The sequence below is a fragment of the Streptomyces sp. NBC_01171 genome, assembly GCF_045039805.1.
Classification (GTDB): domain Bacteria; phylum Actinomycetota; class Actinomycetes; order Streptomycetales; family Streptomycetaceae; genus Streptomyces.
In genome coordinates this window covers 2,090,698-2,116,888 of sequence record NZ_CP108609.1, presented here as the reverse complement: position 1 = coordinate 2,116,888, position 26,191 = coordinate 2,090,698, and the positions used below count along the sequence as shown (strand labels likewise).

27 protein-coding genes are annotated in these 26,191 nt (G+C 70.5%); 20 read left to right on the top strand and 7 right to left on the bottom strand.

Going from position 1 to position 26,191, the window contains the following annotated elements:
* The first annotated feature begins 128 nt into the window (after nucleotides 1–128).
* The 11 genes from OG448_RS09590 to OG448_RS09540 all read left to right on the top strand — a co-directional run bounded on the left by OG448_RS09590 (nucleotide 129) and on the right by OG448_RS09540 (nucleotide 10,189).
* Nucleotides 129–1,460 (top strand): MraY family glycosyltransferase, encoded by a 1,332-nt coding sequence (locus tag OG448_RS09590; protein ID WP_405558738.1) that lies wholly within the window; start codon nucleotides 129–131, stop codon nucleotides 1,458–1,460.
* Between the two features lie 301 nt (nucleotides 1,461–1,761).
* Nucleotides 1,762–2,202: a hypothetical protein gene (locus OG448_RS09585; protein WP_405558736.1), complete on the top strand. Its 441-nt coding sequence runs from the start codon at nucleotides 1,762–1,764 to the stop codon at nucleotides 2,200–2,202.
* Nucleotides 2,203–2,412: 210 nt separating this feature from the next.
* A complete protein-coding gene (gene atpB / locus OG448_RS09580) occupies nucleotides 2,413–3,249 on the top strand; it encodes a F0F1 ATP synthase subunit A (RefSeq protein WP_405552774.1) in 837 nt (278 codons plus the stop codon).
* Nucleotides 3,250–3,324: 75 nt separating this feature from the next.
* The gene (locus OG448_RS09575; RefSeq protein WP_018544514.1) at nucleotides 3,325–3,573 is read left to right on the top strand and encodes an ATP synthase subunit C; all 249 of its coding nucleotides are present in this window, start codon (nucleotides 3,325–3,327) and stop codon (nucleotides 3,571–3,573) included.
* Nucleotides 3,574–3,611: 38 nt separating this feature from the next.
* Nucleotides 3,612–4,157, top strand: a complete 546-nt coding sequence (locus tag OG448_RS09570; RefSeq protein WP_130332345.1) for a F0F1 ATP synthase subunit B — start codon at nucleotides 3,612–3,614, stop codon at nucleotides 4,155–4,157.
* Entirely contained in the window at nucleotides 4,154–4,969 is an 816-nt protein-coding gene (locus tag OG448_RS09565; RefSeq protein ID WP_405552771.1) for a F0F1 ATP synthase subunit delta, read from the top strand. The genes OG448_RS09570 and OG448_RS09565 overlap by 4 nt, the downstream gene beginning before the upstream one ends.
* A 134-nt stretch (nucleotides 4,970–5,103) precedes the next feature.
* Nucleotides 5,104–6,696, top strand: coding sequence for a F0F1 ATP synthase subunit alpha (gene atpA / locus OG448_RS09560; protein WP_405552769.1), 1,593 nt, complete (start codon nucleotides 5,104–5,106; stop codon nucleotides 6,694–6,696).
* Between the two features lie 21 nt (nucleotides 6,697–6,717).
* Nucleotides 6,718–7,635: a F0F1 ATP synthase subunit gamma gene (locus OG448_RS09555; protein WP_405552767.1), complete on the top strand. Its 918-nt coding sequence runs from the start codon at nucleotides 6,718–6,720 to the stop codon at nucleotides 7,633–7,635.
* The gene (atpD, locus tag OG448_RS09550) at nucleotides 7,636–9,072 is read left to right on the top strand and encodes a F0F1 ATP synthase subunit beta (protein WP_405552765.1); all 1,437 of its coding nucleotides are present in this window, start codon (nucleotides 7,636–7,638) and stop codon (nucleotides 9,070–9,072) included.
* Between the two features lie 111 nt (nucleotides 9,073–9,183).
* Nucleotides 9,184–9,561, top strand: a complete 378-nt coding sequence (locus OG448_RS09545) for a F0F1 ATP synthase subunit epsilon (protein WP_405552763.1) — start codon at nucleotides 9,184–9,186, stop codon at nucleotides 9,559–9,561.
* A gap of 172 nt (nucleotides 9,562–9,733) precedes the next feature.
* The gene (locus OG448_RS09540) at nucleotides 9,734–10,189 is read left to right on the top strand and encodes a DUF2550 domain-containing protein (RefSeq protein WP_405552761.1); all 456 of its coding nucleotides are present in this window, start codon (nucleotides 9,734–9,736) and stop codon (nucleotides 10,187–10,189) included.
* Nucleotides 10,190–10,275: 86 nt separating this feature from the next.
* On the opposite strand, the gene OG448_RS09535 is transcribed toward OG448_RS09540, so the two are convergent.
* Complete coding sequence (locus tag OG448_RS09535) at nucleotides 10,276–12,102, bottom strand: glycosyl hydrolase family 18 protein (RefSeq protein WP_405552759.1); 1,827 nt, start codon at nucleotides 12,100–12,102, stop codon at nucleotides 10,276–10,278.
* A gap of 193 nt (nucleotides 12,103–12,295) precedes the next feature.
* On the opposite strand from OG448_RS09535, the gene OG448_RS09530 reads away from it, so the two are divergent.
* The 4 genes from OG448_RS09530 to OG448_RS09515 are packed head-to-tail and all read left to right on the top strand — an operon-like array spanning nucleotide 12,296 to nucleotide 15,095.
* Complete coding sequence (locus OG448_RS09530; protein WP_405552758.1) at nucleotides 12,296–12,991, top strand: response regulator transcription factor; 696 nt, start codon at nucleotides 12,296–12,298, stop codon at nucleotides 12,989–12,991.
* Nucleotides 12,988–14,436, top strand: coding sequence for a sensor histidine kinase (locus OG448_RS09525; protein ID WP_405552756.1), 1,449 nt, complete (start codon nucleotides 12,988–12,990; stop codon nucleotides 14,434–14,436). Before OG448_RS09530 ends, OG448_RS09525 begins: the two co-directional genes overlap by 4 nt.
* A 57-nt stretch (nucleotides 14,437–14,493) precedes the next feature.
* On the top strand, nucleotides 14,494–14,898 hold the full coding sequence (locus OG448_RS09520; RefSeq protein WP_405552754.1) for a hypothetical protein: 405 nt from the start codon (nucleotides 14,494–14,496) through the stop codon (nucleotides 14,896–14,898).
* On the top strand, nucleotides 14,898–15,095 hold the full coding sequence (locus tag OG448_RS09515; RefSeq protein WP_405552752.1) for a hypothetical protein: 198 nt from the start codon (nucleotides 14,898–14,900) through the stop codon (nucleotides 15,093–15,095). Before OG448_RS09520 ends, OG448_RS09515 begins: the two co-directional genes overlap by 1 nt.
* Nucleotides 15,096–15,140: 45 nt before the next feature.
* On the opposite strand, the gene OG448_RS09510 is transcribed toward OG448_RS09515, so the two are convergent.
* The gene (locus OG448_RS09510; protein ID WP_405552750.1) at nucleotides 15,141–15,713 is read right to left on the bottom strand and encodes a cob(I)yrinic acid a,c-diamide adenosyltransferase; all 573 of its coding nucleotides are present in this window, start codon (nucleotides 15,711–15,713) and stop codon (nucleotides 15,141–15,143) included.
* A 189-nt stretch (nucleotides 15,714–15,902) separates the two neighbouring features.
* On the opposite strand from OG448_RS09510, the gene OG448_RS09505 reads away from it, so the two are divergent.
* The 3 genes from OG448_RS09505 to OG448_RS09495 all read left to right on the top strand — a co-directional run bounded on the left by OG448_RS09505 (nucleotide 15,903) and on the right by OG448_RS09495 (nucleotide 20,001).
* Nucleotides 15,903–16,751: a 3-hydroxyacyl-CoA dehydrogenase family protein gene (locus OG448_RS09505; RefSeq protein ID WP_405552748.1), complete on the top strand. Its 849-nt coding sequence runs from the start codon at nucleotides 15,903–15,905 to the stop codon at nucleotides 16,749–16,751.
* Between the two features lie 179 nt (nucleotides 16,752–16,930).
* Nucleotides 16,931–17,254 (top strand): STAS domain-containing protein, encoded by a 324-nt coding sequence (locus OG448_RS09500; RefSeq protein WP_135789822.1) that lies wholly within the window; start codon nucleotides 16,931–16,933, stop codon nucleotides 17,252–17,254.
* 257 nt (nucleotides 17,255–17,511) lie between these two features.
* The gene (locus OG448_RS09495; RefSeq protein WP_405552746.1) at nucleotides 17,512–20,001 is read left to right on the top strand and encodes an ATP-binding protein; all 2,490 of its coding nucleotides are present in this window, start codon (nucleotides 17,512–17,514) and stop codon (nucleotides 19,999–20,001) included.
* Nucleotides 20,002–20,014: 13 nt separating this feature from the next.
* Here OG448_RS09495 and nucS read toward each other — a convergent pair whose 3' ends face one another.
* Complete coding sequence (gene nucS, locus OG448_RS09490) at nucleotides 20,015–20,686, bottom strand: endonuclease NucS (protein ID WP_030815995.1); 672 nt, start codon at nucleotides 20,684–20,686, stop codon at nucleotides 20,015–20,017.
* Nucleotides 20,687–20,984: 298 nt separating this feature from the next.
* Between nucS and OG448_RS09485 the strand changes: the two genes are divergently transcribed.
* Nucleotides 20,985–21,377, top strand: a complete 393-nt coding sequence (locus OG448_RS09485) for an SCO5389 family protein (RefSeq protein ID WP_164193293.1) — start codon at nucleotides 20,985–20,987, stop codon at nucleotides 21,375–21,377.
* A 28-nt stretch (nucleotides 21,378–21,405) separates the two neighbouring features.
* On the opposite strand, the gene OG448_RS09480 is transcribed toward OG448_RS09485, so the two are convergent.
* Nucleotides 21,406–22,434, bottom strand: coding sequence for an LLM class flavin-dependent oxidoreductase (locus OG448_RS09480; protein WP_405552744.1), 1,029 nt, complete (start codon nucleotides 22,432–22,434; stop codon nucleotides 21,406–21,408).
* Nucleotides 22,435–22,676: 242 nt separating this feature from the next.
* Here OG448_RS09480 and OG448_RS09475 point away from each other — a divergent pair, with 242 nt between their 5' ends.
* Nucleotides 22,677–23,009 (top strand): ATP/GTP-binding protein, encoded by a 333-nt coding sequence (locus OG448_RS09475; protein ID WP_405552742.1) that lies wholly within the window; start codon nucleotides 22,677–22,679, stop codon nucleotides 23,007–23,009.
* A gap of 17 nt (nucleotides 23,010–23,026) precedes the next feature.
* Here the strand turns inward: OG448_RS09475 and OG448_RS09470 are convergent, their stop codons facing one another.
* The 3 genes from OG448_RS09470 to OG448_RS09460 all read right to left on the bottom strand — a co-directional run bounded on the left by OG448_RS09470 (nucleotide 23,027) and on the right by OG448_RS09460 (nucleotide 26,150).
* Nucleotides 23,027–23,881 carry an ABC transporter permease gene (locus OG448_RS09470; protein ID WP_405552740.1) on the bottom strand — a complete coding sequence of 285 codons (855 nt, stop codon included), beginning with the start codon at nucleotides 23,879–23,881 and terminating at the stop codon, nucleotides 23,027–23,029.
* Nucleotides 23,878–25,005: an ABC transporter ATP-binding protein gene (locus tag OG448_RS09465; RefSeq protein WP_405552738.1), complete on the bottom strand. Its 1,128-nt coding sequence runs from the start codon at nucleotides 25,003–25,005 to the stop codon at nucleotides 23,878–23,880. Before OG448_RS09465 ends, OG448_RS09470 begins: the two co-directional genes overlap by 4 nt.
* A 209-nt stretch (nucleotides 25,006–25,214) precedes the next feature.
* Entirely contained in the window at nucleotides 25,215–26,150 is a 936-nt protein-coding gene (locus tag OG448_RS09460) for a cellulose-binding protein (RefSeq protein WP_030816007.1), read from the bottom strand.
* Between the last annotated feature and the right edge of the window lie 41 nt (nucleotides 26,151–26,191).

Here is a 26,191-nt window from a genome sequence, read left to right as displayed (position 1 = left end):
GAAGGGGTGGCATACGGGTACGGAACGCCCCCGTCGGAACCATCCCCGTCCCCCGCCGGTCCTTAACCGTACGTGTCCCTCGCTAGGGTGTGGGGCTGTGATGGCCAGCGAACTCTGTGGGGATGCCCGTGCGTGAATACCTGCTGACGCTTCTCATCACGGCCGCGGTGACGTACCTGCTGACAGGACCGGTACGGAAATTCGCGATCGTGGCGGGAGCGATGCCGGAGATCCGGGCACGGGACGTGCACCGGGAGCCCACTCCGCGGCTCGGCGGTATCGCCATGTTCTTCGGACTGTGCGCGGGCCTGCTCGTCGCGGACCACCTGGAGAACCTCAACGAGGTCTTCGCCAAGTCCAACGAGCCCCGCGCCCTGCTGTCCGGGGCCGCGCTGATCTGGCTGATCGGCGTGCTGGACGACAAGTTCGAGATCGACGCCCTGATCAAGCTGGGCGGCCAGATGATCGCCGCCGGTGTGATGGTGGTGCAGGGTCTGACGATCCTGTGGCTGCCGGTGCCCGGTGTTGGCCTGGTCGCCGTCACCCAGTGGCAGGGCACCCTGCTGACCGTCGCCCTGGTCGTCATCACCATCAACGCGGTCAACTTCGTCGACGGCCTCGACGGTCTCGCCGCCGGCATGGTCTGCATCGCCACCGCCGCGTTCTTCATGTACGCCTACCGCATCTGGTACGGCTACGGCATCGAGGCGGCCGCGCCCGCGACCCTGTTCGCGGCGATCCTGATGGGCATGTGTCTGGGCTTCCTGCCGCACAACATGCATCCGGCGCGCATCTTCATGGGCGACTCCGGCTCGATGCTGATCGGCCTGGTGCTGGCCGGCAGCGCCATCTCCGTCACCGGCCAGATCGACCCGGACCGGCTGAACCTGTTCTCCGGTTCCGAGCGCAGCACCGTCCACCAGATGGTGCCCGCGTACATCCCGCTGCTGCTGCCGCTGTCGATCATCGCCATCCCGGCCGCCGACCTCGTGCTGGCCATCGTGCGGCGCACCTGGCGCGGCCAGTCGCCGTTCGCGGCGGACCGCGGGCATCTGCACCACCGGCTGCTGGAGATCGGGCACTCGCACAGCCGGGCGGTGCTCATCATGTACTTCTGGTCGGCGCTCATCGGCTTCGGCGTGCTCGCCTACTCGGTCAACTCGGCGTCGATGTGGATCGTGCTCGGGGTGGTCTTCCTCAGCGCCATCGGTCTGGTGATGCTCCTCCTGCCCCGCTTCACCCCCCACGCCCCGCGCTGGGCCCAGCACTTCGTACCGCCGCGCTACCGCCGCTATGCGGAACCGTCGGAAGACGGTGAGAACGGCGAGCACGAGCCCGGCGAGGCAGCCACCGCGGCCCTGGCCGAGCCGGCGCCCGTGGCGGCCGTGCCGGGGGTCAACGGGGCGACCGCGATCGGCGCCCGTACGCGTTCCACCAAGGGCCGCAAGGTAAGAATCTGACTAGAGCATTGCCCATTCATGGGGGAGCCGTGGGGGAGTGGGGTGGGGGCAAAGTCCCCCAATACCAGACAACTGGGCGCGGCTTCGGCACAGACGCGCACCGTCACCCTCATGTGTGACAGCAGGCACACCCGGCAGGTAAAGACCTCATCAAATAGTTTGTGATACGGTTCACGAGAACCCCGGACAGAGCCGAAGGGCCCTAGTGCAACGGTCCATTGGTGCGCGGTAACGATCACCCGGTCCGGGACTACGCTCGTCCATGACGACACCTGCCCCCTGTGAAAGCGGAGTTGCCGCCATGCCGTCCAATGACGTCCGGATTCTTGCCCAGGCCGCGGTGCCCACGGCTGCCGTCGGCGCGATCGCTGCCGTCGTCAGCGGTGTGGTCGCCGGCGGCAAGGGCGCGATCGGGGCCGTCGTGGGCACACTGATCGTCATCCTCTTCATGGGGATCGGTCTTTACGTCCTGCAGCGCACCGCCAGGTCGTTCCCGCAGCTCTTCCAGATGATGGGCCTCATGCTCTACGCGGCCCAACTCCTGCTGCTGGTCGTCTTCGTGGCCGTGTTCAAGAACACGAACCTGTTCAATCCCCGTGCCTTCGCCATCGTCTTGGTCGTCACCACTCTGACGTGGATCGCCGCCCAGGCGCGCGCCCACATGAAGGCCAAGATCCTCTACGTCGATCCCGATACTCCGTCGAAGGAAGACAAGTCCCACAAGACGGACCGTTCGTCGTGAGGGGTAGGGCCGGGATAAAGGCACGGGGAAGATCCTGCTATCGTCCGGTGCCAACTGCGGCATCGCGGGCGCGGGCATCCGAGCTGACGCCTGTTCCACTGCGAGGCGAGATGCCCCTCAGCCGCCCCCACATCCGTAACACCAGTCCCGTGCCGAACCGCGGCCGCACGCCGCGCCGACACAACGAGGTTGCCGTACCCATGCGCCACGATGAAGGAGCCCGCGGTGAGTGCTGACCCGACGCAGACGCTCGCTTTCGACACGAGCTGTCACCTGTTCACCGGGTGCGGCTTCCCGGCTCCGGGCCTGCACTCGTTCCTGTTCAAGCCCCTCTGGGGCGACGCGGACAGCAACCTGTACTTCAACAAGACGATGCTGCTGGCCCTGATCGGCTCCATCGTCGTCGTGGCCTTCTTCTGGGCCGCCTTCGCGCGCCCGAAGGTCGTCCCCGGCAAGCTCCAGATGATCGCCGAGTCCGGCTACGACTTCATCCGGCGCGGCGTCGTCTACGAGACCATCGGCAAGAAGGAGGGCGAGAAGTACGTACCTCTGGTCGTCTCGCTGTTCTTCTTCGTCTGGATGATGAACCTCTGGTCGATCATCCCGGTCGCGCAGTTCCCGGTGACGGCGATCATTTCGTACCCGGCCATCCTGGCCGCGATCGTCTACGTCCTCTGGGTCGGTCTGACCTTCAAGCGCCAGGGCTTCGTCGGCGCCTTCAAGAACTTCACCGGTTACGACAAGTCGCTCGGCGCGGTGCTCCCGCTGTCGATGACGATCGAACTGTTCTCGAACCTGCTGGTGCGGCCGTTCACGCACGCCGTGCGACTGTTCGCCAACATGTTCGCCGGTCACACGCTGCTGCTGCTCTTCACGATCGCCAGCTGGTACATGCTGAACGGCATCGGCATCGCCTACTCCGGTGTCTCGTTCGTCATGGTCATCGTGATGACCGCCTTCGAGCTCTTCATCCAGGCTGTCCAGGCGTACGTCTTCGTGCTCCTCACGTGCAGCTTCATCCAGGGCGCGCTCGCCGAGCACCACTGAGCCCGCTCAGCCACACCCATCCAGACATCCGGTGGCCATCCCCCACCGGTCATTGAAAGAGAAGGAAGAACCGGCATGTCCGCTCTCGAAACCCTTGCCGCCGGTGTCCAGATCAAGGGCAACCTCGGCTCCATCGGTTACGGTCTCGCCGCCATCGGTCCGGGCGTCGGCGTCGGCATCATCTTCGGTAACGGCACGCAGGCCCTCGCCCGCCAGCCCGAGGCGGCCGGCCTGATCCGCGCCAACCAGATCCTCGGCTTCGCCTTCTGTGAGGCGCTCGCCCTCATCGGTCTGGTCATGCCGTTCGTCTACCCGGCCTCCTGACCCGACCGCCGCGTTACCCATAGACGAAAGGCACTGATATGAGCCCCCTGGTTCAGCTTGCGGCTGAGGAGGCCGAGAACCCCCTCATCCCGCCGATCCCAGAGCTCGTCATCGGCCTGATCGCCTTTGTCATCGTCTTCGGCTTCCTCGCCTGGAAGCTCCTCCCGAACATCAACAAGGTTCTGGAGGAGCGCCGCGAAGCGATCGAGGGCGGGATCGAGAAGGCCGAGGCCGCGCAGACCGAGGCGCAGAGCGTCCTCGAGCAGTACAAGGCGCAGCTCGCCGAGGCTCGTCACGAGGCCGCCCGGCTTCGCCAGGAGGCTCAGGAGCAGGGTGCGACGCTCATCGCGGAGATGCGGGCCGAAGGCCAGCGTCAGCGCGAGGAGATCGTCGCCGCCGGTCACGCCCAGATCGCGGCCGACCGCAAGGCCGCTTCGGCCTCGCTCCGCCAGGACGTCGGCAAGCTCGCCACCGAACTGGCCGGCAAGCTCGTCGGTGAGTCCCTCGAGGACCACGCCCGGCAGAGCCGTGTGATCGACCGCTTCCTCGACGAGCTCGACGAGAAGGCCGAGGCCACGCGATGAACGGAGCGAGCCGCGAGGCCCTGGCAGCCGCACGGGAGCGTCTCGACGCGCTGACGGACTCCACCCCGGTGGATGCCGCGCAGCTCGCCGACGAGCTGGCGGCCGTCACCGCGCTGCTCGACCGCGAGGCCGGCCTGCGCCGGGTCCTCACCGACCCGGCGCAGCCCGCCGAGGCCAAGGCCGAGCTGGTGCAGCGCCTGATCGGCGGCCAGGTGAGCGGTCCGACCGCCGACCTGGTGGCCGGACTCGCCCGGTCCCGCTGGTCGCAGCCCCGCGACCTGGTGGACGCGCTGGAGGAGCTGGCGGACATCGCCGACCTCACCGCCGCGGAGAAGTCGGGCACGCTGGACGACGTCGAGGACGAGCTGTTCCGGTTCGGCCGGATCGTCGCCTCCGACCCGGCCCTGCGGGCCGCGCTGACCGACCGGTCGGCGTCCACCGCGGCCAAGACCGAGCTGGTGCACCGGCTGCTGGGCGGACGGGCCAAGCCCGTCACCGAGCGTCTGGTCACCCGGCTGGTCACCGCGCCGCGTGGACGTAGCCTGGAAGCGGGACTCGAGTCCCTGTCCAAGCTGGCCGCCGAGCGCCGGGACCGGCTGGTGGCGACCGTCACCTCGGCGGTGCCGCTGAGCGAAGCGCAGAAGCGTCGCCTGGGTGACGCCCTGGCGAAGCTCTACGGCCGCCGGATGCACCTCAACCTGGACGTGGACCCCGATGTGATCGGCGGAATCCGGGTGCAGGTCGGCGACGAGGTCATCAACGGCTCCCTGGCGGACCGGCTGGACGACGTCGCCCGCCGCATGGCGAGCTAGAACTCAACACGTAGTACGTAATTACGGCCCTGGTTGGGCCGTGCAGAGGATTCACCTCGTTCAGGGGGGAGTCCGGAGTCAGACATCCCCCCAAAGTGAAACTTCGGGCCCAACAAGGAGAGCAGGGAACCCAGATGGCGGAGCTCACGATCCGGCCGGAGGAGATCCGGGACGCACTGGAGAACTTCGTCCAGTCGTACAAGCCGGACGCGGCCTCGCGCGAGGAGGTCGGTACGGTCACCGTCGCCGGCGACGGCGTCGCGAAGGTCGAGGGTCTGCCCTCGGCCATGGCCAACGAGCTGCTGAAGTTCGAGGACGGCACCCTCGGTCTCGCCCTCAACCTCGAGGAGCGCGAGATCGGTGCCATCGTTCTCGGTGAATTCAGCGGCATCGAGGAGGGCCAGCCGGTGCACCGCACCGGAGAGGTCCTCTCGGTCGCCGTCGGCGACGGCTACCTCGGCCGTGTCGTCGACCCGCTGGGCCAGCCGATCGACGGCCTCGGCGAGGTCGAGACCGACGGCCGCCGCGCCCTCGAACTGCAGGCCCCCACGGTCATGGAGCGCCAGTCGGTGCACCAGCCGATGGAGACGGGCTACATGGCGGTCGACGCCATGACCCCGATCGGCCGCGGCCAGCGCCAGCTCATCATCGGTGACCGCCAGACCGGCAAGACCGCCCTGGCCGTCGACACGATCATCAACCAGCGCGACAACTGGCGCACCGGTGACCCGAACAAGCAGGTTCGCTGCATCTACGTCGCCATCGGCCAGAAGGGCTCCACCATCGCCGGCGTGCGCCGCGCGCTGGAGGAGAACGGCGCGCTGGAGTACACGACCATCGTCGCCGCCCCGGCGTCGGACCCGGCCGGCTTCAAGTACCTGGCGCCGTACACCGGTTCCGCCATCGGTCAGCACTGGATGTACCAGGGCAAGCACGTCCTGATCGTCTTCGACGACCTGTCGAAGCAGGCCGACGCCTACCGCGCCGTGTCCCTGCTGCTGCGCCGTCCGCCGGGCCGCGAGGCGTACCCCGGTGACGTCTTCTACCTGCACTCCCGTCTGCTGGAGCGCTGCGCGAAGCTCTCCGACGACATGGGCGCCGGCTCGATGACCGGTCTGCCGATCGTCGAGACGAAGGCCAACGACGTCTCGGCGTTCATCCCGACCAACGTCATCTCCATCACCGACGGCCAGTGCTTCCTGGAGTCGGACCTCTTCAACGCCGGTCAGCGTCCCGCGCTGAACGTCGGTATCTCCGTCTCCCGAGTCGGTGGTTCCGCCCAGCACAAGGCGATGAAGCAGGTCTCCGGCCGACTGCGCGTGGACCTCGCCCAGTTCCGTGAGCTGGAGGCGTTCGCCGCCTTCGGTTCCGACCTGGACCAGGCGTCCAAGAACCAGCTCGACCGCGGTCAGCGGATGACCGAGCTGCTGAAGCAGAACCAGTACCAGCCGATGTCCACCGAGGACCAGGTCGTCTCGATCTGGGCCGGTGGTACGGGCCGCATGGACGACGTGCCGGTCGAGGACGTCCGTCGCTTCGACAAGGAGCTGCTGGAGTTCCTGCACCGCAAGCACCAGGGCCTGATGACCTCCATCCGGGAGGGCGGCAAGATGTCGGACGACACCCTGCAGGCCATCGGTGACGCTATCGCGGAGTTCAAGAAGCAGTTCGAGACCTCGGACGGCAAGCTCCTCGGCGACGACACCCCGGCCTCTCCCGCCAAGTGACGTAAGGAAGGGACCTGACTCATGGGAGCCCAGCTCCGGGTCTACAAGCGTCGCATCCGATCCGTCACCGCGACCAAGAAGATCACCAAGGCGATGGAGATGATCGCCGCCTCGCGTGTCGTCAAGGCGCAGCGCAAGGTGACGGCCTCCAAGCCGTACGCGGACGAGCTGACCCGCGCGGTCAAGTCGGTCGCCACCGGCTCGAACACCAAGCATCCGCTCACCACGGAGGCCGAGAACCCGACCCGTGCCGCGGTCCTGCTCCTCACGAGCGACCGCGGTCTGGCCGGCGCCTTCAACTCCAACGCCATCAAGGCGGGCGAGCAGCTCACCGAGCGCCTCGAGCGCGAGGGCAAGCAGGTGGAGACGTTCATCGTCGGCCGCCGCGGTGTCGCGCACTACAACTTCCGTGAGCGCAAGATCGCGGAGTCGTACACGGGCTTCACCGACGAGCCGACGTACGCGGACGCCAAGAAGGTCGCGGCGCCCCTGATCGAGGCCATCGAGACGCCCGACACCGACGGCGGCGTGGACGAGCTGTACATCGTCTTCACCGAGTTCGTCTCGATGATGACGCAGACGGCGGTCGCCGAGCGGCTGCTCCCGCTGCGCCTCGAGGAGGTGGCGGAGGAGAAGACCGGCGACGGTGAGATCCTTCCGCTGTACGACTTCGAGCCCTCGGCGGAGGACGTCCTGGACGCCCTGCTGCCGCGGTACGTCGAGAGCCGGATCTACAACGCGCTGCTCCAGTCGGCCGCTTCGAAGCACGCCGCCACGCGGCGCGCGATGAAGTCGGCCACCGACAACGCGGGCGAGCTGATCAACACGCTCTCCCGTCTTGCCAACGCGGCCCGCCAGGCCGAAATCACCCAGGAAATCAGCGAGATCGTCGGTGGCGCCAGCGCCCTGGCCGACGCGACCGCGGGGAGTGACCGATAAATGACCACCACTGTTGAGACCGCGGCGGCCACGGGTCGCGTCGCCCGCGTCATCGGCCCGGTCGTCGACGTGGAGTTCCCCGTCGACGCGATGCCGGAGATCTACAACGCCCTGACCGTCGAGGTCTCCGACCCGGCGAAGCAGGGCGAGAAGAAGACGCTGACCCTGGAGGTCGCCCAGCACCTGGGTGACGGCCTGGTCCGCACCATCTCCATGCAGCCCACCGACGGTCTGGTCCGCCAGTCCGTCGTGACGGACAGCGGCGCCGCCATCTCCGTCCCGGTCGGCGACTTCACCAAGGGCAAGGTGTTCAACACCCTCGGCGAGGTGCTGAACGTCGACGAGAAGCACACCGGTGAGCGCTGGCCGATCCACCGCAAGGCCCCGAACTTCGACGAGCTCGAGTCGAAGACCGAGATGTTCGAGACGGGCGTCAAGGTCATCGACCTGCTCACCCCGTACGTCAAGGGCGGCAAGATCGGCCTGTTCGGCGGTGCCGGTGTCGGCAAGACGGTGCTCATCCAGGAGATGATCTACCGCGTCGCCAACAACCACGACGGTGTCTCCGTGTTCGCCGGTGTCGGTGAGCGCACGCGTGAGGGCAACGACCTCATCGCGGAGATGACCGAGTCGGGCGTCATCGACAAGACCGCGCTCGTCTTCGGTCAGATGGACGAGCCGCCGGGCACCCGTCTGCGCGTCGCGCTGGCCGGCCTCACCATGGCCGAGTACTTCCGTGACGTCCAGAAGCAGGACGTGCTGTTCTTCATCGACAACATCTTCCGCTTCACGCAGGCCGGTTCCGAGGTCTCCACGCTGCTCGGCCGCATGCCGTCCGCCGTGGGTTACCAGCCGAACCTGGCCGACGAGATGGGCCTCCTCCAGGAGCGCATCACCTCGACGCGCGGTCACTCGATCACCTCGATGCAGGCGATCTACGTCCCCGCGGACGACCTGACCGACCCGGCCCCGGCCACCACGTTCGCCCACCTCGACGCGACGACGGTTCTGTCCCGTCCGATCTCGGAGAAGGGCATCTACCCGGCCGTGGACCCGCTGGACTCCACGTCCCGCATCCTGGACCCGCGGTACATCGCGCAGGACCACTACGACTGCGCCATGCGCGTCAAGAACATCCTGCAGAAGTACAAGGACCTCCAGGACATCATCGCGATCCTCGGTATCGACGAGCTGGGCGAGGAGGACAAGCTCGTCGTCCACCGTGCCCGTCGCGTGGAGCGCTTCCTGTCCCAGAACACCCACGTCGCCAAGCAGTTCACCGGCGTGGACGGTTCGGACGTTCCGGTGGAGGAGACCATCGCCGCGTTCAACGCGATCTGCGACGGTGAGTACGACCACTTCCCGGAGCAGGCGTTCTTCATGTGCGGTGGTATCGAGGACCTGAAGAAGAACGCGAAGGAGCTGGGCGTCTCCTGACACCCGCGCTCCTGGCCGGGGGGCGGGCACGCCCCGCCCCCTCGGCCACGCCCCCTAGAATTGACCCCAACACCCGGCACAACGGCCGGGTGGTGATCCGAGGAGCCAACCTTGGCTGCTGAGCTGCACGTCGAGCTGGTCGCCGCCGACCGCCAGGTCTGGTCCGGCGAGGCCACCCTGGTCGTCGCGCGCACCACGTCCGGCGACATCGGCGTCATGCCCGGTCACCAGCCGCTGCTCGGTGTGCTGGAGTCGGGCCCCGTGACCATCCGCACCAGCGACGGCGGGACCGTCATCGCCGCGGTGCACGGCGGTTTCATCTCGTTCGCGGACGACAAGCTGTCGCTGCTGGCCGAGGTCGCCGAGCTGGCGGAGGAGATCGACGTCCAGCGCGTCGAGCGCGAGCTGGAGCGAGCGAAGGCGGAGGACGACGAGGACGCCCAGCGTCGCGCCGACGTCCGTCTGCGGGCGGCGACCTCCGCGCGCTGATCCATCGCGCCGTGTGACCCATCATTCAGCCGCGGCCGGCCCGGAACATTCCGGTGCCGGTCGCGGCTGAGGTGAATCCGGGTGTTTTTCCGGTTCCATTACCTGGCTCTGCGGTTTCATTACCCTGAGCCGAAAGCAGTTCCACTACTGGGAGACGAGGAGGTCGGTGTCGATGGTCCTCGCTCTGACTGTGTGCGGAATCGTGGTCGCGCTCGTGGTGGTGGGTCTGTTCCTGTTCGGCCTGCGCCGCAGGCTGATCCAGCGTTCCGGCGGCACCTTCGACTGTTCGCTGCGCTGGGACGTGGCCGAGCACGGCGACCAGGCGAGCGTGAACGGCAAGGGCTGGAGCTACGGCGTGGCCCGCTACAACGGCGACCGCATCGAGTGGTTCCGGGTGTTCTCCTACGCCCTGCGCCCGCGCCGGGTGCTGGAGCGCTCGCGGATCGAGGTGGCCGGCCGCCGGCTGCCCGAGGGCGAGGAGGAACTGGCGCTGCTGTCCGACGCGGTGATCCTCGCCTGTGTCCACCAGGGCACGCGCCTCGAACTCGCCATGAGCGAAGACGCGCTGACCGGATTTCTCGCGTGGCTGGAAGCAGCCCCGCCCGGTCAGCGAGTGAATGTGGCGTAGCCACATTCACTCGCCGGGTGGGGGTCCCCCGGACGAAGTCCGGGGGAGTGTCAACGTCGCTCAGGGGCTAGGCCCCTCGAATTCTCTTACGACAGGCCGTTGCTGAGGGCCGTCACGAGTTCACCGTTGCTGGTGTCCCCGGTGAAGTCCCAGAAGAACGCGCCGCCCAGGCCCTGGTTCTTGGCCCAGCTCATCTTGCCGGCGATGGTCGACGGGGTGTCGTAGGACCACCAGTTGCTGCCGCAGTGGGCGTACGCGGTGCCCGCGACGGTGCCGGTGACCGGGCAGGAGCCCTTGAGCACCTTGTAGTCCTCGATGCCCGCCTCGTAGGTGCCCGGAGCGGCTCCGGTGGCGGTGCCGCCGGGGGCGTCCTGGGTGACACCGGTCCAGCCGCGGCCGTAGAAGCCGATGCCGATGAGCAGCTTGTTCGCCGGGACGCCGACCGCCTTGTACTTGGCCATCGCGTCGGCGGTGGTGAAGCCCGCCTTCGGGATGCCGCTGTACGAGGTGAGCGGGGAGTGCGGGGCGGTCGGACCCTTGGCGTCGAAGGCGCCGAAGAAGTCGTACGTCATCACGTTGTACCAGTTGAGGTACTGCGACGCGCCCGCGTAGTCGGCGGCCTCGATCTTGCCGCCGCCGGAGCCGTCCGCGGTGACCGCGGCGGTGACCAGGTAGTTGGCACCGAACTTGGCACGCAGCGCGGAGGCCACGTTCTTGAAGGCCGCGGAGCCGCTGGTGTCGCAGGACAGACCGCAGGCGTTGGGGTACTCCCAGTCGATGTCGATGCCGTCGAAGACATCGGCCCAGCGGGGGTCCTCCACCAGGTCGTAGCAGGACTGGGCGAACGCGGCCGGGTTCTTGGCCGCCTCGCCGAAGCCGCCGGACCACGTCCAGCCGCCGAAGGACCACAGCACCTTGATGTTCGGGTACTTGGCCTTGAGCTGGCGGAGCTGGTTGAAGTTGCCGCGCAGCGGCTGGTCCCAGGTGTCGGCGGCGCCGCTGACGGACTGGTCGGCGGTGAACGCCTTGTCGTAGTCGGCGTAGGAGTCGCCGATCGCGCACTTGCCGCCGGTGACGTTGCCGAAGGCGTAGTTGATGTGCGTGATCTTGGAGGCGGAGCCGGACGTCACGATGTTCTTGACGTTGTAGTTCCGGCCGTAGATGCCCCACTCGGTGAAGTAGCCGAGCTTGACCTTGTCGCCGGTGGCGGGCGGCGGGTTGGTGCCGCCACCGGTGGTGTGCACGGCCGTCGAGGCGCTGGCCGGACCGGTCTGGTCGGCGGTGTCCCGGGCGCGCACGCTGTAGGAGTAGTCGGTGCCGGCGGTGAGACCGGTGTCCGTGTACGTGGTGGTGGTGACGGTGGCGACCTTGGCGCCGTCGCGCAGGACGTCGTAGTTCTTGACGCCCTTGTCGTCGGTGGCGGCCGACCAGCTCAGCTTGACCGAGGTGTCGGTCACGGAGGAGGCGGTGGGCTTGCCGGGGGCGGAGGGCGCCGCGTCACCGGGGACCGTGGTGCCGTCACAACTGTCGCCGTTCAGCTTGCAGTTGCTCGGGGAGCCGGAGCCCGCGCCGTTGAAGGCGAAGGAGATGGAGGAGCCGGGGGCGACCGAGCCGTTGTACGACTTGTTCTTCGCCGTCCAGTGGGTGCCGGAGGAGGTGACGTCGGCGTCCCACGCGGAGGAGACGGACGTGCCCGAGGGGAAGTCCCACTCGATCGTCCACGAGCTGATGGCGGTGGTGCCGGTGTTCTTGACGGTCCACTTGCCTTCGAAACCGCTGCCCCAGTCCTGGGACTTCACATAGGTCGCGGTGACGTCGGTGGCGGCCTGGGCGGGAGCGGCCAGGCCGACGAGGCCGGCCAGGGGGAGCAGCAGGGTCACGGCACCCGCCGCGACTCTGTGTCTGAAGCGCATGTGCGCCTCCCTCGATGTCGGGGGGAACTTCCAGAGGCATGGGGGGCATGACTGAGCCTTCACGCCCATGCTGCCGCGAGAATAGGAAAGGTCTGGACCAGAGGTCAATAGGTCTGGACCATTTGTTCCGCAATTCGACTTAACCTCAACTCCTCTGCTGCGGTAGGGGTTTGACGGCCCGCGAGGAGGACGCGTGAGTGACTCGGCAAGCCCCGGAACCGTCCTGGTGGTGGACGACGACGCGGCGATCCGCCGCTCCCTGGAGCGCGGCCTGAGGCTGAACGGCTTCACGGTGCGCACCGCCGCCGACGGGGACGAGGCGCTCGCCGCCCTCGGCCAGGAGCCGCCGGACGTGCTGGTGCTGGACGTGTCGATGCCCGGCCTCACCGGCATCCAGGTGTGCGCCCGGCTGCGCGAGGAGGGTCGCGAGCTGCCCGTGCTGATGCTGTCCGCGCTGGACGAGACCGCCGACCGGATCGCCGGGCTCCAGGCGGGCGGCGACGACTACCTCGTCAAGCCCTTCGCCCTCCAGGAACTCGTGCTGCGGCTGCGCGCCCTGCTGCGCCGCAGCCCGCCCACCGGCCGGGAGGTGCTGCGCGAGGCCGGGGTCGAGATCGACCCCGGTGCCCGCACCGCCCTGCGCGACGGCCGCGTACTCGACCTGACCCGGCGGGAGTTCCAGCTCCTGGAGGTGCTGATGCGCAACGCCGGGCTCGTCCTCACCCGCGACCAGCTCCTGGAACGCGTCTGGGGCTACGACTTCGAGGTCCGCACCGACGCCGTCGACACCTTCGTCAGCTATCTGCGCCGGAAACTGGAGGCGGACGGCGCCCCGAGGCTGGTCCACACCGTGCGTGGAGTCGGCTTCGTGTTCCGGGAGGCGCGGTGAGGCTCTCCGCCCGCGTCGGCCTCGCCGTCGGCTGCACCGTCCCGCTGCTGGTGCTGGCCTCCGGCTGGCTGCTGACCCACCTGATCGCCCGCGACCTGCACCGGGCCGGCGACCAGCACCTGCGCGAGCGCGCCGCCGCCATCGCCCCGGACGCCCGCGCCCTGCTGCGCGCCTCGGCGGGCAATCACCCCCGCGTCGCCGACCAGCGCGAACGGCACCTGTTCAGCGCCGCCCTCGACGTCGGCGTACGCGTCCAGGGGCCGGGCGGCGTCTTCAGCGGTGGCCCGCAGCCCGGCCCCTCGGCCCGGCTGCCCGAGCGGACCACCGGGCCGGTGACCATCCGCGACGGCGCCCGGAGCTGGCGCGGGCTGGCCCGGCCGGTGCGCGGCGGCACCCTGTGGGTCTTCGCCCCCGACACCGCCGACCGGGCCCAAGTCCTGCTGGTCCGGCGCCGGGTCGTGTTCACCGCGCTGCTCGCCGCGCCCGCCTCCGGCGCCCTCGCGTGGGCGCTGGCCGCCGGCGCGAGCGCCCCGCTGCGCCGCCTCACCCGGCGCACCGCCGGTCTCGACCCGCGCACCAGCGGCGTACGGCTGGAGCCGGAGCGGACCGGGGTCACCGAGGTCGACGAACTCAGCTCCACCCTGCGCACCGTCCTCGCCCGCTACGACGAGCAGGCCGCCCGCACCGCCGAGGCGCTCGACACCGCCCGCTCCTTCTCCTCGGCCGCCGCGCACGAACTGCGCACCCCGCTGATGAGCATGGGCACCAACCTGGACGTCCTCGGCCTCCCCGGCCTGCCCGACCCGGACCGGGACGAGGCACTGGCCGACCTGCGGCTCGAACACGCCCGGCTGCTCCACCTGCTGGTGATGCTCCGGGAGCTGGGCCGGGGTGACCTGGTGGAGGCCGAGACCTTCGCCGCCGTGGACCTGGCGGACCTCGCCGACGCCGCCGTGGCCGAGGTACGGCGCCGGGACCGGGGCGCCGACATCGCCCTGGACGCCGAGCCGGGGGTCACCGTGCCGGGCTGGGAGCCGGGGTTGCGGCTGCTGCTGGACAACCTGCTGGCCAACGCGCTCGCCCACGGCCGCGATCCGGCGGGCGTCGCGCGGATACGGGTGGCCGTGCGGTGCGCCGGTGAGCAGGCGGTCCTGGTCGTGGCCGACCAGGGGCCCGGCATACCGCCCGCGTCCCGGCAGCGGCTCTTCGAGCGGTTCCAGCGGGGCCCGCACAGCACCGGCTCGGGGCTCGGGCTCACCCTCGTCGCCCAGCAGGCCGCGCTGCACCGGGGCAGCGTCGGCGTCACCGACGGCCCGCACGGCACCGGGGCCCGCTTCGAGGTGCGCCTGCCGCTGGACGGCACCGGGGCGCCGGGACGGCGGGACTGGCTGATCGGGACGGCCGGGGCGAAGCGGTCACAGAGTTTCCCCAAGGACGCCTCCTAGCCTCCGGGACGACGGACGGGCACCGACGGCCCGTCCCGGACGTGAACGGAGACGCACATGGACGCACGACGAAGCACCCGCACCCTCCTCGCGGGCCTCGCCACCGCGGCGCTGCTGGCGGGCTCGGCCGGTGCCGCGTCCGCCGCCGACGCCTCTCCCGGCGCGAAGCCCGCCGGGGACGGTGCGCGGGCCCTGTGCAAGCGGGCGCCGAAGATCGACCAGCGCATCGACCGCGCCCTGAAGCGACTCGACGCGGGCAAGGCCCGGCGCGGCTCCGTGGCCCGGCTCCAGCAGCGCGTGGACCACGCCAAGAAGGCCGGCCACACCGAGATCGCCACCTTCCTCCAGGGCCGCCTCGACACCCGCGAGTCGCTGAAGAGGGACCTGGAGCAGCGCAAGAAGGACCTCGCCGGGGTCAAGACCTGGTGCGCGAAGAACGACGGCGGCAAGGCGGACAAGTGATGCGCGGTCCCTGGCGCGCGGCGGCGGCCGTCACCCTGGCCGCCCTCGCGGCCCTCACCACGGCCTGCGGCCACGACAAGGCCGCCACCCCCTCCAGCACCCCTTCGGGCTACGCGGACATGAAGAAGAAGGTCGACGCGGCGGAGTCGGCGGCCGCCGCGGCCGACCGCGACGCCAGGAGCGACGCGGACCGGTAGGGGAGGGGGCGTCTCGCGGAGGCGCCCCCCACTCCTGTGTCCGGGCTAGCGCTCGCCGCCCGGCACCCACAGCACGTCGCCGGTCTCCTTGTTCGCGGTGCGGGCCAGGATGAAGAGCAGGTCGGAGAGGCGGTTGAGGTAGGTCGCGGTGAGCGGGTTCATCGTCTCGCCATGCACCTCCAACGCCGCCCAGGTGGAGCGCTCGGCCCGCCGGACCACCGTGCACGCCTGGTGCAGCAGGGCCGCGCCGGGGGTGCCGCCGGGCAGGATGAACGAGCGCAGCTTCTCCAGCCGCTCGTTGAACCGGTCGCAGTCCGCCTCCAGTCGGTCCACGTAGAACTGCTCGACCCTCAGCGGCGGGTACTCCGGGTTCTCCACCACCGGCGTCGACAGGTCGGCGCCCACGTCGAAGAGGTCGTTCTGCACCCGGGTGAGGACCGTGACGACCTCCTCCGCCAGGCCGCCCAGCGCGACGGCGGTGCCGATCACCGCGTTCGCCTCGTTGGCGTCCGCGTACGCGGAGATCCTCAGGTCGGTCTTGGCGGTCCGGCTCATGTCGCCGAGGGCGGTGGTGCCCTGGTCGCCGGTCCTGGTGTAGATGCGCGTCAGATTGACCATGCGGCCAGCGTAGTTGCCCCAAAGGGCGCGAAGCGGTGCGGATTTGACGGACCGGAGCGACGGAACCGGAACGTGACGGGTGTCTCACGCCCTGAGACCGTGACACGCATTACTTACGGTCCTCAACGCGTCGCCCGAGCGCTAATGTCCGCCGAGAGGAACCATAAACAGCGCGTAAGGGGAGTCGGAGTGGCAGGGAAGCTCGCCGTCATCGGGGCCGGTCTCATGGGGTCCGGCATCGCCCAGGTCGCCGCACAGGCCGGCTGGGACGTGGTCCTGCGCGACGTCACCGACGAGGCGCTGAAGCGCGGTACCGACGGCATCCGGGCCTCCTACGACAAGTTCGTCGCCAAGGGCAAGCTGGACGCGGCCGACGCCGAGGCCGCCCTCGCCCGGATCACCCCGACCACCGACCTGGACGACGTCGCGGACGCGGACATCGTGATCGAGGCCGTCTTCGAGAAGCTGGAGGTCAAGCACGAGATCTTCCGCGCGCTCGACAAGATCGTGCGCCCGGACGCCGTGCTCGCCTCCAACACCTCCGCCATCCCGATCACCAAGATCGCGGCCGTCACCGAGCATCCCGAGCGCGTGGTCGGCGTGCACTTCTTCTCGCCGGTGCCGATGATGCAGCTCGTCGAGCTGGTCCGGGGTTACAAGACCAGCGACGAAACCCTCGCCACCGCGCGGGAGTTCGCCGAGTCGGTCGGCAAGACGTGCATCGTCGTCAACCGCGATGTCGCCGGCTTCGTCACCACGCGCCTGATCTCGGCCCTCGTGGTCGAGGCCACCAAGCTCTACGAGTCGGGCGTGGCCACCGCCGAGGACATCGACCTCGCCTGCAAGCTGGGCTTCGGGCACGCCATGGGCCCGCTGGCCACCGCCGACCTCACCGGGGTCGACATCCTGCTGCACGCCACCGGCAACATCTACACCGAGAGCCAGGACGAGAAGTTCGCCCCGCCGGAGCTGATGCGCCGGATGGTGGACGCCGGTGACATCGGCCGCAAGAGCGGGCAGGGCTTCTACACGTACTGATCGCGTCCGGGTCACACGCCGATCCCGTGCGCGTCCGTACAACCGCTCAGGGGGATCACCCCCGCGGGTGAATTCGGTATCGGTTCGCTTACAACCAGCAACCGGACCGACACCCACACAGTCAGACGTTGCACAGCACCGTCACGGAGAACGCCACTCGCACTCAACGGGGAGCGCATATGTACATCAGGGGCGACCACGCCGAGCTGGTCGTCGGGGGGCGCCTCGACGTCCGCAGCGCGGCGGACGCCCGTACGGCCCTCCACGCGGCGGTCGACGACGGGATCGGCGATCTGGTGCTGGACCTGTCCGAACTGGACTCCTGGGACGCCACCGGACTCGGCGTCATCATGGGCGCACACCGGCGCGCGGGCCGCTGCGGGCGGCGCCTGGTGCTGCGCCGGGTGCCGCCGCAGATGCAGCGACTGCTCGTGGCCACCCGGCTGCACCGCATTCTCGCCATCGAGGGCGGAGTCGGCGTGGAGTCGCTGCCCCGCGTGTGAGGTTCCGGAGTCGGGGCAGGCTCCAAGTCGTCCTGAACGGCGCGTCGCGCGCATACCTCACCGGAAGGTGATCTCCCGGATCTCTCGGGCCGTCCGGCACCCCGCCCTGTCGTGGACCCCGGCCGACGGTTTAGGGTTCGGTCGCCCGCCGCCTCGTGTATTTCGCGAGCGGGCCCGGACCAGAAGCGACAGCGCGACGTGCGGCAGGCCGGGAGGGGTCGAGATCGGCACACGACGCTTTTGGGGGCTTTGAACCCATGGACCCGATACTTCCGGGAACCGAGGACCACGGTCAGGCACTGAGCCGCCGTCCGCCGCGGGACCCCCTCACCGCCGACTTCGCCCCGAGCGGCCCCGTGCCCGCCCGCACCACCCGGCTGGTCTGCGGCGACTTCCTGCTCACCGTCAACCCCGTCGACGGCAGCGAGATAGAACCCTGCCCGCCGCACCAGCGCCCGGACGCCCCCGCCAAGCGCACCCCCGCCGCCCGTGCCGAGTACGAGCGGGCCGCCCTGCCGCCCGCCCCGCCCGGACACCGGGTGCCGGAGAACGAGCTGCTGGAGCGTCAGGAGATACGCGAGCGGCTGGTCCGGCTGCTCACCCACGGCCGTACCGTCCGCCTCACCGGCCCCGGCGGCTCCGGCCGCACCGCCCTGCTCGACCTCGTAGCGGAGGACTGCGCCGACCTCGCCCCCGACGGCGTGGTCCGGCTCGACGGCCTCCACCGCACCCCCGACGACCTGCTGCGCGACCTCTTCCACACCGTCTACGACGCCCCCCGCCACCGCCTCCAGCAGGACGAACTGCGCGAGACCGTCAAGGAGATCGGCGCGGTCGTCCTGATCGACGACCTGGAGTTCGGCGGCGCCGCCCTCACCGAACTGCTCGAAGCCGCCCCCGAGTGCGCCTTCCTCCTCGCCGCCACCCCGGACACCCCCGCGGCCGCCGGTGACATCGAGGACGTCGACCTGCCCGGACTCGACCGCGCCGCCGGGGTGGAGATCCTGGAGCGGTCGGTGGGCCGCGACCTCACCGAGGAGGAGGCCGTCTGGGCGGGCGACCTCTGGTTCGAGTCCGAGGGCCTGCCGCTGCGCTTCGTCCAGGCCGGCGCCCTGCTCCGGCAGCGCGAGCAACTGCGGGCCAGCGGCGGTGTGGTGGACGAGTACGGCGTCTTCGAGGACGTACGCGTCCCCGCCGACGCGGTGCTCGACCTGCCGCTGGAGGACGAGGAGGCCGAGGAGGTGCCGCTGCCCTCCCTCGCGGAGGCCGCCGCGCCCGCCCCGCTGCTCGCCTCCCGCCTCAGCACCTCCGCCCGCGCCGCCCTGCGCATCGCCGTCGCCCTGGACGGCGAGTTGCCGCACCCGGCGCATCTGCCGGCCCTGGTCGGCGACACCCACGCCGACGCCGCGCTCGGCGAACTCCTCGGTTGCGGGCTGGTCTCCCCGGCCGGCCCCCGCTACCGCCTCGCGGCCGGGGTGCGCGCCCAGTTGGAGGCCGCCGGATACGGCGAGGACGCCCCCGCCGAGGCCCGTACCGCCGCCCGGCACTACGCCTGGTGGGCCGCCCACCCCTCCGTCACCCCGGGGCGGGTGTGCGCGGAGGCCGCGGCGGTGCTGACCGCGCTGGAGACCGTCCTGCCCGGCACCGAGCCGGCCGCCGAGGGCGAGGACGAGCAGGCGACCGCCGTCCGGCTCGCCCACGCGGCCGCCGCCGCCTTCGCCGCCGGACTGCACTGGACCGCGTGGGAACAGGCCCTGCACGCCGGGTCCGAGGCCGCCCGCCTCGCCCAGGACGTCCCGGAGCGCGCCTACTTCCACCACGAGCTGGGCATCCTCGCCCTGATCGACGGCCAACTGGACCGCGCGCGCTCGGAGTTGGAGGTCTCGCACGGGATGCGCACCGCGCTCTCCGACATGCGGGGCACCGTCGCGGGCCGCCGCGCGCTCGCCCTGGTCGCGGACCGCAGCGGCGATCTGCCGGGCCTCGCCGCCCTGATGGCCGAGGAACCCCCGGCCGCCCGGACGGCACCGCTCGCCCCGGCCCCGGCCGCGTTCACCCCGTCGTACGGCTACGGCCAGGAGACCGTCGTCGCCCGGCAGCCCGGCGCGGCGAAGGGGCGCGGCGGGGTACGGGCCATCGCCCGGCGCAATCTGGTGGCCGCCGGGTCCGGCGCGCTGCTGGTCGCGGTGCTCGGCACCGTCGTCACCCTCGGCATGACCTCCGACGAGGGCGCCGGACGCAACCCGGCGAGCAATGGGGGCGGCAACCCGACCGCTACCCAGGACCTGGACGACGGCACGCTGGGCGCGGTCCCGAAGCGGGACGAACCGGCGCCCGCCCGTGCCACCACCATGCGCCCCGTGGGCCCCGGCCCGGACGGCACCCCCGGCACCTCGGACGACCCCACGCCGTCCGCCACCACCGGCAGCCCGAGCGCCGACCCGACGGGCACGCAGGGCACCGGCGGCGAGACGAGCCCCGAGCCGACACACGGCGGCGGCGGCTCCACCGGGCCCACGGGCAAGCCGACCAAGACGGGCAAGCCGTCGACGCCCCCGAGCGGCACCGACGAACCGACGACCCCAGGAGAGCCGACCGACACCGGCGAGCCGAGCACGCCCGACGACCCCACCACGCCCCCGACGACCTCGACCTCGGCCGGCGGCCCGGCCGACGGCGCCACGGCGTCCGCGTCCACCTCCGGCGAGACCACGGAGAGCGCGAGCACCGAACCGCCGGTGATCTGAGGGTCGAGGAGACTCAGAACAGGCGCAGCTTGTCGTCCTCGATGCCGCGCATGGCGTCGTAGTCGAGGACCTGGCAGCCGATGCCCCGGTCCGTGGCCAGCACGCGGGCCTGGGGCTTGATCTCCTGGGCCGCGAACACCCCGCGCACCGGGGCGAGATGGGGATCGCGGTTGAGCAGCTCCAGATAGCGGGTGAGCTGCTCCACGCCGTCGATCTCGCCGCGCCGCTTGATCTCGACGGCGACCGTGCCGCCGTTGGCGTCCCGGCACAGGATGTCGACCGGGCCGATCGCCGTCATGTACTCGCGGCGGATCAGGGTGTAGCCCTCGCCGAGCGTCTCGATGCGGTCGGCGAGCAGCTCCTGGAGGTGCGCTTCCACGCCGTCCTTGATCAGACCGGGGTCCACGCCCAGTTCGTGGGACGAGTCGTGGAGGACTTCCTCCATCGTGATGATCAGTTTCTCGCCCGCTTTGTTGATGACGGTCCACACGCCCGCCTCGTCACCCACGCCCTCCTTCAGGGTGCAGGGCGGCGACATCCAGTTGAGGGGCTTGTAGGCCCGGTCGTCCGCGTGGATGGAGACGCTGCCGTCCGCCTTGACCAGGATCAGGCGGGGGGCCGAGGGCAGGTGGGCGGTGAGCCGGCCGGCGTAGTCGACCGAGCACCGGGCAATGACGAGACGCATGGTCGGCAACGCTACTCGACGCGCACCCGTGCACGCGATTCGCCCGCTCCCCACCACCTGCCCGCCGCCCCGCCCGTCCGGCGGGCCACCCCAATTGTCCCTGGAAACTCTTGTTCATCCCTGGCCGATTGTGACCGCAGGACGACCGTTCCATATACGCATTCTGCTGGTGTGGTCACCGACGGTTGCCTACCGTAGGAGCAGGGAGGCCGCGTGGGGGTACGGAGCGTCTCCGCTGTCGCGCACTCCCTTATCTGTCCGGCAACCCCTGTCCATCGGGGGTGCGAGAGGAGAACCCATGTCGCTCGACGTCTCACCGGCCCTACTGGAACAGGCCGAGCGAGGCGAGGTCGACGAAGCAGAATTCGTCGACTGCGTCCGGACCTCCCTGCCCTTTGCGTGGGAGATGATCAGCTCCCTGGTGGCCCAGCTGAAGGTGGACGGCGGACCCTTCGCCGACAACCAGACGCCCCCGCCGGACGAGCAGGCGCGCGGCCAGTTGCTGCGCGCGCTCGCCAGTGACGCCATACGCGGCGCACTCCAGCGCCACTTCGGCGTACGCCTGGCCTTCCAGAACTGCCACCGGGTGGCGGTGTTCCCGCTGGACTCGTCGGTGGACGAGAGGCTGGCCCGCTTCACCTCGGTGCGCGCCCAGCTCCTCAACCAGTCCCCGGAGCTGCGGGACTGCTGACGCACACGCGCGACGCCGGCTCCGGCGGTCAGCGCAACTGGGGCAGCACCTCGGCGCCCAGGCGCCGCAGGTTCTCCTCGGTCGCGTCCAGATCGCCGGAGCCCTCGACCAGCAGGGCGAAGCGGGAGATCCCGGTGCGCTCCGCGGTGGCCGCGAGACGATCCGCGGCCAACCGGGGCGTGCCCACCGGGTGCAGCCCGCAGAGCAGTTCGGTGTAGGCGTACGGGTCGCGCATCGCGCGCGCCCGGCCGTCCACCGTCACATGCGCCTCCAGGCCCCATTTCAGCCAGCCCGGCATCGCCTTCAGCAGCGTCTCCACCGCGTCGCTGCGGCCGTCCGCGAGCTGGCACACTCCGGCCGAGACATGGCCGGCGGCCGCGACCTCCTCGGGCGAGCGGCCCGACTCGCGGGCGTGGCGCCGCCAGAGAGCGACCATCTCGGCCTTCTCCTCGTCCCCGACGTGCATCCCCAGCAGCATCGGCAGACCCCGCTCCGCCGCCAGCCGCACGCTCCCCGGCGAGGTGCAGGCCACCACCACCTCCGGGCCCGGCGTCTCGGTCAGCGCGTCCGCCGGGCGCGGCACCACCGGCACCTCGCGGAACGCGTACCGCTCGCCCGAGGCGCCGACCGACGGCTCCCGCAGCCAGCGCAGCAGCAGGTCCAGCGACTCCGGGAAGCCCCGCTCGTACGCCCCGAGCCCGGCGCCGAACACCTCCAGGTCCACCCAGGGCCCGCCCCGGCCCACGCCCAGGGTGAACCGGCCGCCGCTGGTGACGTGCAGCAGCGCGGCCTGCTCGCCGAGTGCCACCGGGTGGGCGGTGGGCAGCACGCTGACCGCGGTGCCGACCCGGACGCGGCGGGTGCGGCCCAGCAGCAGGGCGGCCAGGGTGACGGCCGACGGACAGGTGCCGTACGGCACGAAGTGGTGCTCGGCCAGCCACACCGTGTCCAGGCCGGCCTCGTCGGCCACCTCGGCGGAGCGCACCGCCCGGTGCAGGGCCTCTCCGGCGCCCTGGCCCGGATACTGGGCCGCCAGCACAAAACTTCCAACGCGCATCGCATTTCCCGCTTCCTTGGCTCCGACCGGGAGCTCCCCCGACCGGCATAACCACATGACACGTGCCCAGGACACGGCTTGGTGGAGGGATTTGCGGATTGTCTGCAGAATGGTCGCTTCTCTGCTGGAATGGATCGGCCTGGAAGGGGACTTGTACGGGTTGGCGCCCTACGTGTACCCCGGCCGGTGCCGCGTACGCTGGACGCGGCCCGCGCTCCCTGTATAGCCCCAAGAGGTGTCCCGTGTCCCCGCGTCGCAACCGACCCAAGGCGGCAGACTCGTCCGGCCGAGGCGCCGAGGACGACCGGTCGGGCCGGTACGGCGGCTGGCAGTCCACCGAGAGCTGGCAGGGCGAGGAGTGGAGCGTCCGCCATGTCGCCGGGGCGAGCGCCGACGGCAAGACCTACCGCTGCCCCGGCTGCGACCAGCTGATCCCCTCCGGTGTCCCGCACGTGGTGGCCTGGCCGGAGCACGCGGGCGTCGACGACCGGCGGCACTGGCACAAGGCGTGCTGGAACGCACGGGACCGCCGCACCACACGGGTACGGCGGTCCGGAAACGCGCCCAGGTTCTGAAAAGCCGGTGCGCGGGGTTACACGTCCCGGCTCTGCAGCAGCGCGTACGCCCCGGCGAACGCCGCCGCCGTCACGCCCAGCATGATCCACAGCGGCTCCCAGCCCGAGGGCCCGGAGTGGCTGAGGGTGTTGTCGTAGAACACGCCCATCTGGCTCGGGATCGAGTACTCCAGCAGCGCCTGCTGCACCTTCTCCAGCGAGCCGGCGTTCATGAACAGCGCGATCACCAGCGGCGCCAGTACCGCGCCGATCATGATGGTGATGGCCCCGGCGGAGTGCCGGATCATCGAGCCCACCAGCAGCGACAGCAGGCCGAGCAGCGCGATGTAGAGGCTGATGCCGAGCGTGGCCTTCAGCCATTCCGCGCCGGACGGGGTCCGGGTGCCGTTGCCCTCCAGCATCGAGGTCTGGATCAGCGCCACCAGGGACACCGTCGCCAGCGTCACCACGAAGGCGACCACGAAGAACACGATCGACTTGGCCGCCAGCACCCGGCCCCGGCTCGGGCACGCGGTCATCGTCGTACGGATCATGCCCGTGCCGTACTCCGACGCCGTGGTCAGCACGCCCAGCGTCATCACGCACATCATGCCGAGCAGCAGCCCGAAGAAGCCGAGGGTCAGCGGGTTCTGGCCGTCCAGCTCACCGGCGCTCCGGACCGCCACCGCGGCCAGCAGGCCGATGCCGACCACGAGAGCCACGAACACGCCGAGCGTCCACACCGTGGAGCGCACCGACTTCATCTTCGTCCACTCCGAGGCCAGCGCGTGCCCGAGGTGCGTGGGCGTGACCGGGATCGGTGAGCTGTAGCCGGGCTGGAGACCGCCGGACGCGTGGGGCGCCTCGGGCATCGGGGGCTGCTTGGTGCTCATCGGGAGTCCTCGGGCTTCGTCGGTTCGGCGGGCGCGGCGTACGGGTTCGGGGTCCCCGGGCCGGGAGCGGTCGGCGCCGGCGGGGCGTACGGGACGCCCGGCTGGGGCGGCGGCGGGGCGTACCAGCCCGGCTGGCCCTGGCCCGGCACCGGCATCGGAGGCTGCACACCGGGCGGCAGCGGCTGCTGGAGCCCGGAGCGCTGGTCCACGGTGGAGCGGTAGTCGACGACGCCCTGCGTCATCCGCATGTACGCCTCCTCCAGCGACGCCTGGTGCGGCGACAGCTCCCACAGCCGTACGTCGGCCTCGTGCGCCAGGTCGCTGATGCGGGGGAGCGCCAGCCCGGTCACCCGGAGCGCGCCGTCCAGCTCGGGCAGCACATGGCCGCCCGCCTCGGTCAGCGCCGAGGTCAGCTTCTCCCGCTGCTGCGGCTCGGTGTCCGGGGTGCGCACCCGCGCGAAGTCGGCGGAGTTGGCGGAGATGAAGTCGGTCACGCTCATGTCGGCGAGCAACTGACCCCGCCCGATCACGATCAGATGGTCGGCGGTCAGCGCCATCTCGCTCATCAGGTGCGAGGAGACGAAGACCGTACGGCCCTCCGCGGCGAGCGCCTTCATCAGGTTGCGGACCCAGAGGATGCCCTCGGGGTCGAGGCCGTTGACCGGCTCGTCGAACAGCAGCACCTGTGGGTCGCCCAGCAGGGCGGCGGCGATGCCGAGGCGCTGGCCCATGCCGAGCGAGAAGCCCTTGGAACGCTTGCGGGCCACTTCCTGCAGGCCCACGACCCCGAGCACCTCGTCCACCCGGCGGGCCGGGATGCCGGAGAGCTGGGCGAGGCTCAGCAGATGGTTGCGGGCACTGCGGCCGCCGTGCACCGCCTTGGCGTCGAGCAGCGCGCCGACCTGACGGGGCGCGTTGGGCAGCTTGCGGTACGGGAACCCGCCGATGGTCACCGAGCCCGAGGTGGGGTTGTCCAGCCCGAGGATCATCCGCATGGTCGTCGACTTGCCGGAGCCGTTGGGCCCGAGGAAGCCGGTCACCGCCCCGGGGCGCACCTGGAAGGAGAGGTCGTGCACGGCGGTCTTGTCGCCGTACCGCTTGGTCAGGCCAACAGCCTCGATCATGCTCCGCACCCATCGGAAGGTTCAGGACAGCGGGGCACGTGCCCCCGTAAGGGTTAGGAGGATAACCGGGCCGGAGCGGTTCCGCTCAAGAGAAAGTAAAGCCAAAGGCTGACGGCGCGTGTCCGATCACCGTCGAGAGCGGCCGAAGCCCCCTGCCGCGCCGGCGGCAGAGGGCTTCGCCCGCGCTCAGCGGGAACGCGCCCGTGGCGTTACCGGGTCTGCTGCGCCGGCACGCCGCGGGTGGCCGTCTCGTCCTCCACCGGGGAACCGGCGGCGGCGACCGCGGCACCCGTCAGCGTGGCGAGCATCTCGCGGACGTTGGTGAGCTGGGCGTTGATGCTGTCGCGGCGGTTGGTCAGCGCCGCCAGCTCCCGCTCGGACTCCGAACGGATGCGGTCCGCCTTGGCGTTGGCGTCGGCCACGATGTCCTCGGCCTGACGCTGCGCCGTCTCCACCGTCTGGCGCGCACGGCGGTCGGCGTCGGTGCGCAGCTTCTCCGCCTCCAGGCGGAGCTGCTCGGCGCGGTGCTCGATCTCCGCGAGCCGCTTCTCCGCCTTCTGCTGACGCGACGCCAGGTCCCGCTCGGACTGCTCGCGGCGCTTGGCGAGGTTGGTCTCGAAGTCGGCGGCGGCCTGCGCGGCCTTGGCGCGGGTCTCCTCGAAGAGGGCGTCCGCCTCCTCGCGCTTGGACTGCGCGTCCTTCTGCGCGTCAGCGCGGAGCTGCGACGCCTCGCCCTTGGCCTTCTCGACGATCCGGACGCCCTCGTCCTCGGACTTCGCCTTGCGCTCGGCGGCGAACGACTCCGCGTCGTTGCGCACCTGCTGGGCGGCCGACTCGGCCAGCTCACGGTGCTGTTCGGAGGCGCGCCGCGCCTCCTCGCGCAGGTCCTTCGCCTCCTCCTCGGCAAGGCGCAGGATCTTCTCGACCCGCGCGCCCAGACCCGCGTACGACGGCTCGGCGTCGGTGATCTGGGCCTGGGCGTTCTGCGTTTCGAGGTGGAGCTCCTCGATGCGCTTCTCCAGAGCGGTGATCCGGGAGAGCGCGCTGTCACGGTCGGAGACGAGCTTGGAGATGCGTTCGTCCACCTGAGCGCGGTCGTATCCACGCCGCACTAGCTCGAAGCCGTAGGGGGAAGTGTCGCTCATGGGGTTCCTGTCGAATGAGACCGGTGAGGTGATAGAGGGAA

Excerpts from the sequence above, each read along its gene's own strand:
- OG448_RS09585 (WP_405558736.1), top strand. The coding sequence starts at position 1,762 with ATGCCGTCCAATGACGTCCGGATTCTTGCCCAGGCCGCGGTGCCCACG.
- atpB (WP_405552774.1), top strand. The coding sequence starts at position 2,413 with ATGAAGGAGCCCGCGGTGAGTGCTGACCCGACGCAGACGCTCGCTTTC.
- OG448_RS09575 (WP_018544514.1), top strand. The coding sequence starts at position 3,325 with ATGTCCGCTCTCGAAACCCTTGCCGCCGGTGTCCAGATCAAGGGCAAC.
- OG448_RS09570 (WP_130332345.1), top strand. The coding sequence starts at position 3,612 with ATGAGCCCCCTGGTTCAGCTTGCGGCTGAGGAGGCCGAGAACCCCCTC.
- OG448_RS09565 (WP_405552771.1), top strand. The coding sequence starts at position 4,154 with ATGAACGGAGCGAGCCGCGAGGCCCTGGCAGCCGCACGGGAGCGTCTC.
- atpA (WP_405552769.1), top strand. The coding sequence starts at position 5,104 with ATGGCGGAGCTCACGATCCGGCCGGAGGAGATCCGGGACGCACTGGAG.
- OG448_RS09555 (WP_405552767.1), top strand. The coding sequence starts at position 6,718 with ATGGGAGCCCAGCTCCGGGTCTACAAGCGTCGCATCCGATCCGTCACC.
- atpD (WP_405552765.1), top strand. The coding sequence starts at position 7,636 with ATGACCACCACTGTTGAGACCGCGGCGGCCACGGGTCGCGTCGCCCGC.
- OG448_RS09540 (WP_405552761.1), top strand. The coding sequence starts at position 9,734 with ATGGTCCTCGCTCTGACTGTGTGCGGAATCGTGGTCGCGCTCGTGGTG.
- OG448_RS09535 (WP_405552759.1), bottom strand. The coding sequence starts at position 12,102 with ATGCGCTTCAGACACAGAGTCGCGGCGGGTGCCGTGACCCTGCTGCTC.
- OG448_RS09520 (WP_405552754.1), top strand. The coding sequence starts at position 14,494 with ATGGACGCACGACGAAGCACCCGCACCCTCCTCGCGGGCCTCGCCACC.
- OG448_RS09515 (WP_405552752.1), top strand. The coding sequence starts at position 14,898 with ATGCGCGGTCCCTGGCGCGCGGCGGCGGCCGTCACCCTGGCCGCCCTC.
- OG448_RS09510 (WP_405552750.1), bottom strand. The coding sequence starts at position 15,713 with ATGGTCAATCTGACGCGCATCTACACCAGGACCGGCGACCAGGGCACC.
- OG448_RS09500 (WP_135789822.1), top strand. The coding sequence starts at position 16,931 with ATGTACATCAGGGGCGACCACGCCGAGCTGGTCGTCGGGGGGCGCCTC.
- OG448_RS09495 (WP_405552746.1), top strand. The coding sequence starts at position 17,512 with ATGGACCCGATACTTCCGGGAACCGAGGACCACGGTCAGGCACTGAGC.
- nucS (WP_030815995.1), bottom strand. The coding sequence starts at position 20,686 with ATGCGTCTCGTCATTGCCCGGTGCTCGGTCGACTACGCCGGCCGGCTC.
- OG448_RS09485 (WP_164193293.1), top strand. The coding sequence starts at position 20,985 with ATGTCGCTCGACGTCTCACCGGCCCTACTGGAACAGGCCGAGCGAGGC.
- OG448_RS09480 (WP_405552744.1), bottom strand. The coding sequence starts at position 22,434 with ATGCGCGTTGGAAGTTTTGTGCTGGCGGCCCAGTATCCGGGCCAGGGC.
- OG448_RS09470 (WP_405552740.1), bottom strand. The coding sequence starts at position 23,881 with ATGAGCACCAAGCAGCCCCCGATGCCCGAGGCGCCCCACGCGTCCGGC.
- OG448_RS09465 (WP_405552738.1), bottom strand. The coding sequence starts at position 25,005 with ATGATCGAGGCTGTTGGCCTGACCAAGCGGTACGGCGACAAGACCGCC.
- OG448_RS09460 (WP_030816007.1), bottom strand. The coding sequence starts at position 26,150 with ATGAGCGACACTTCCCCCTACGGCTTCGAGCTAGTGCGGCGTGGATAC.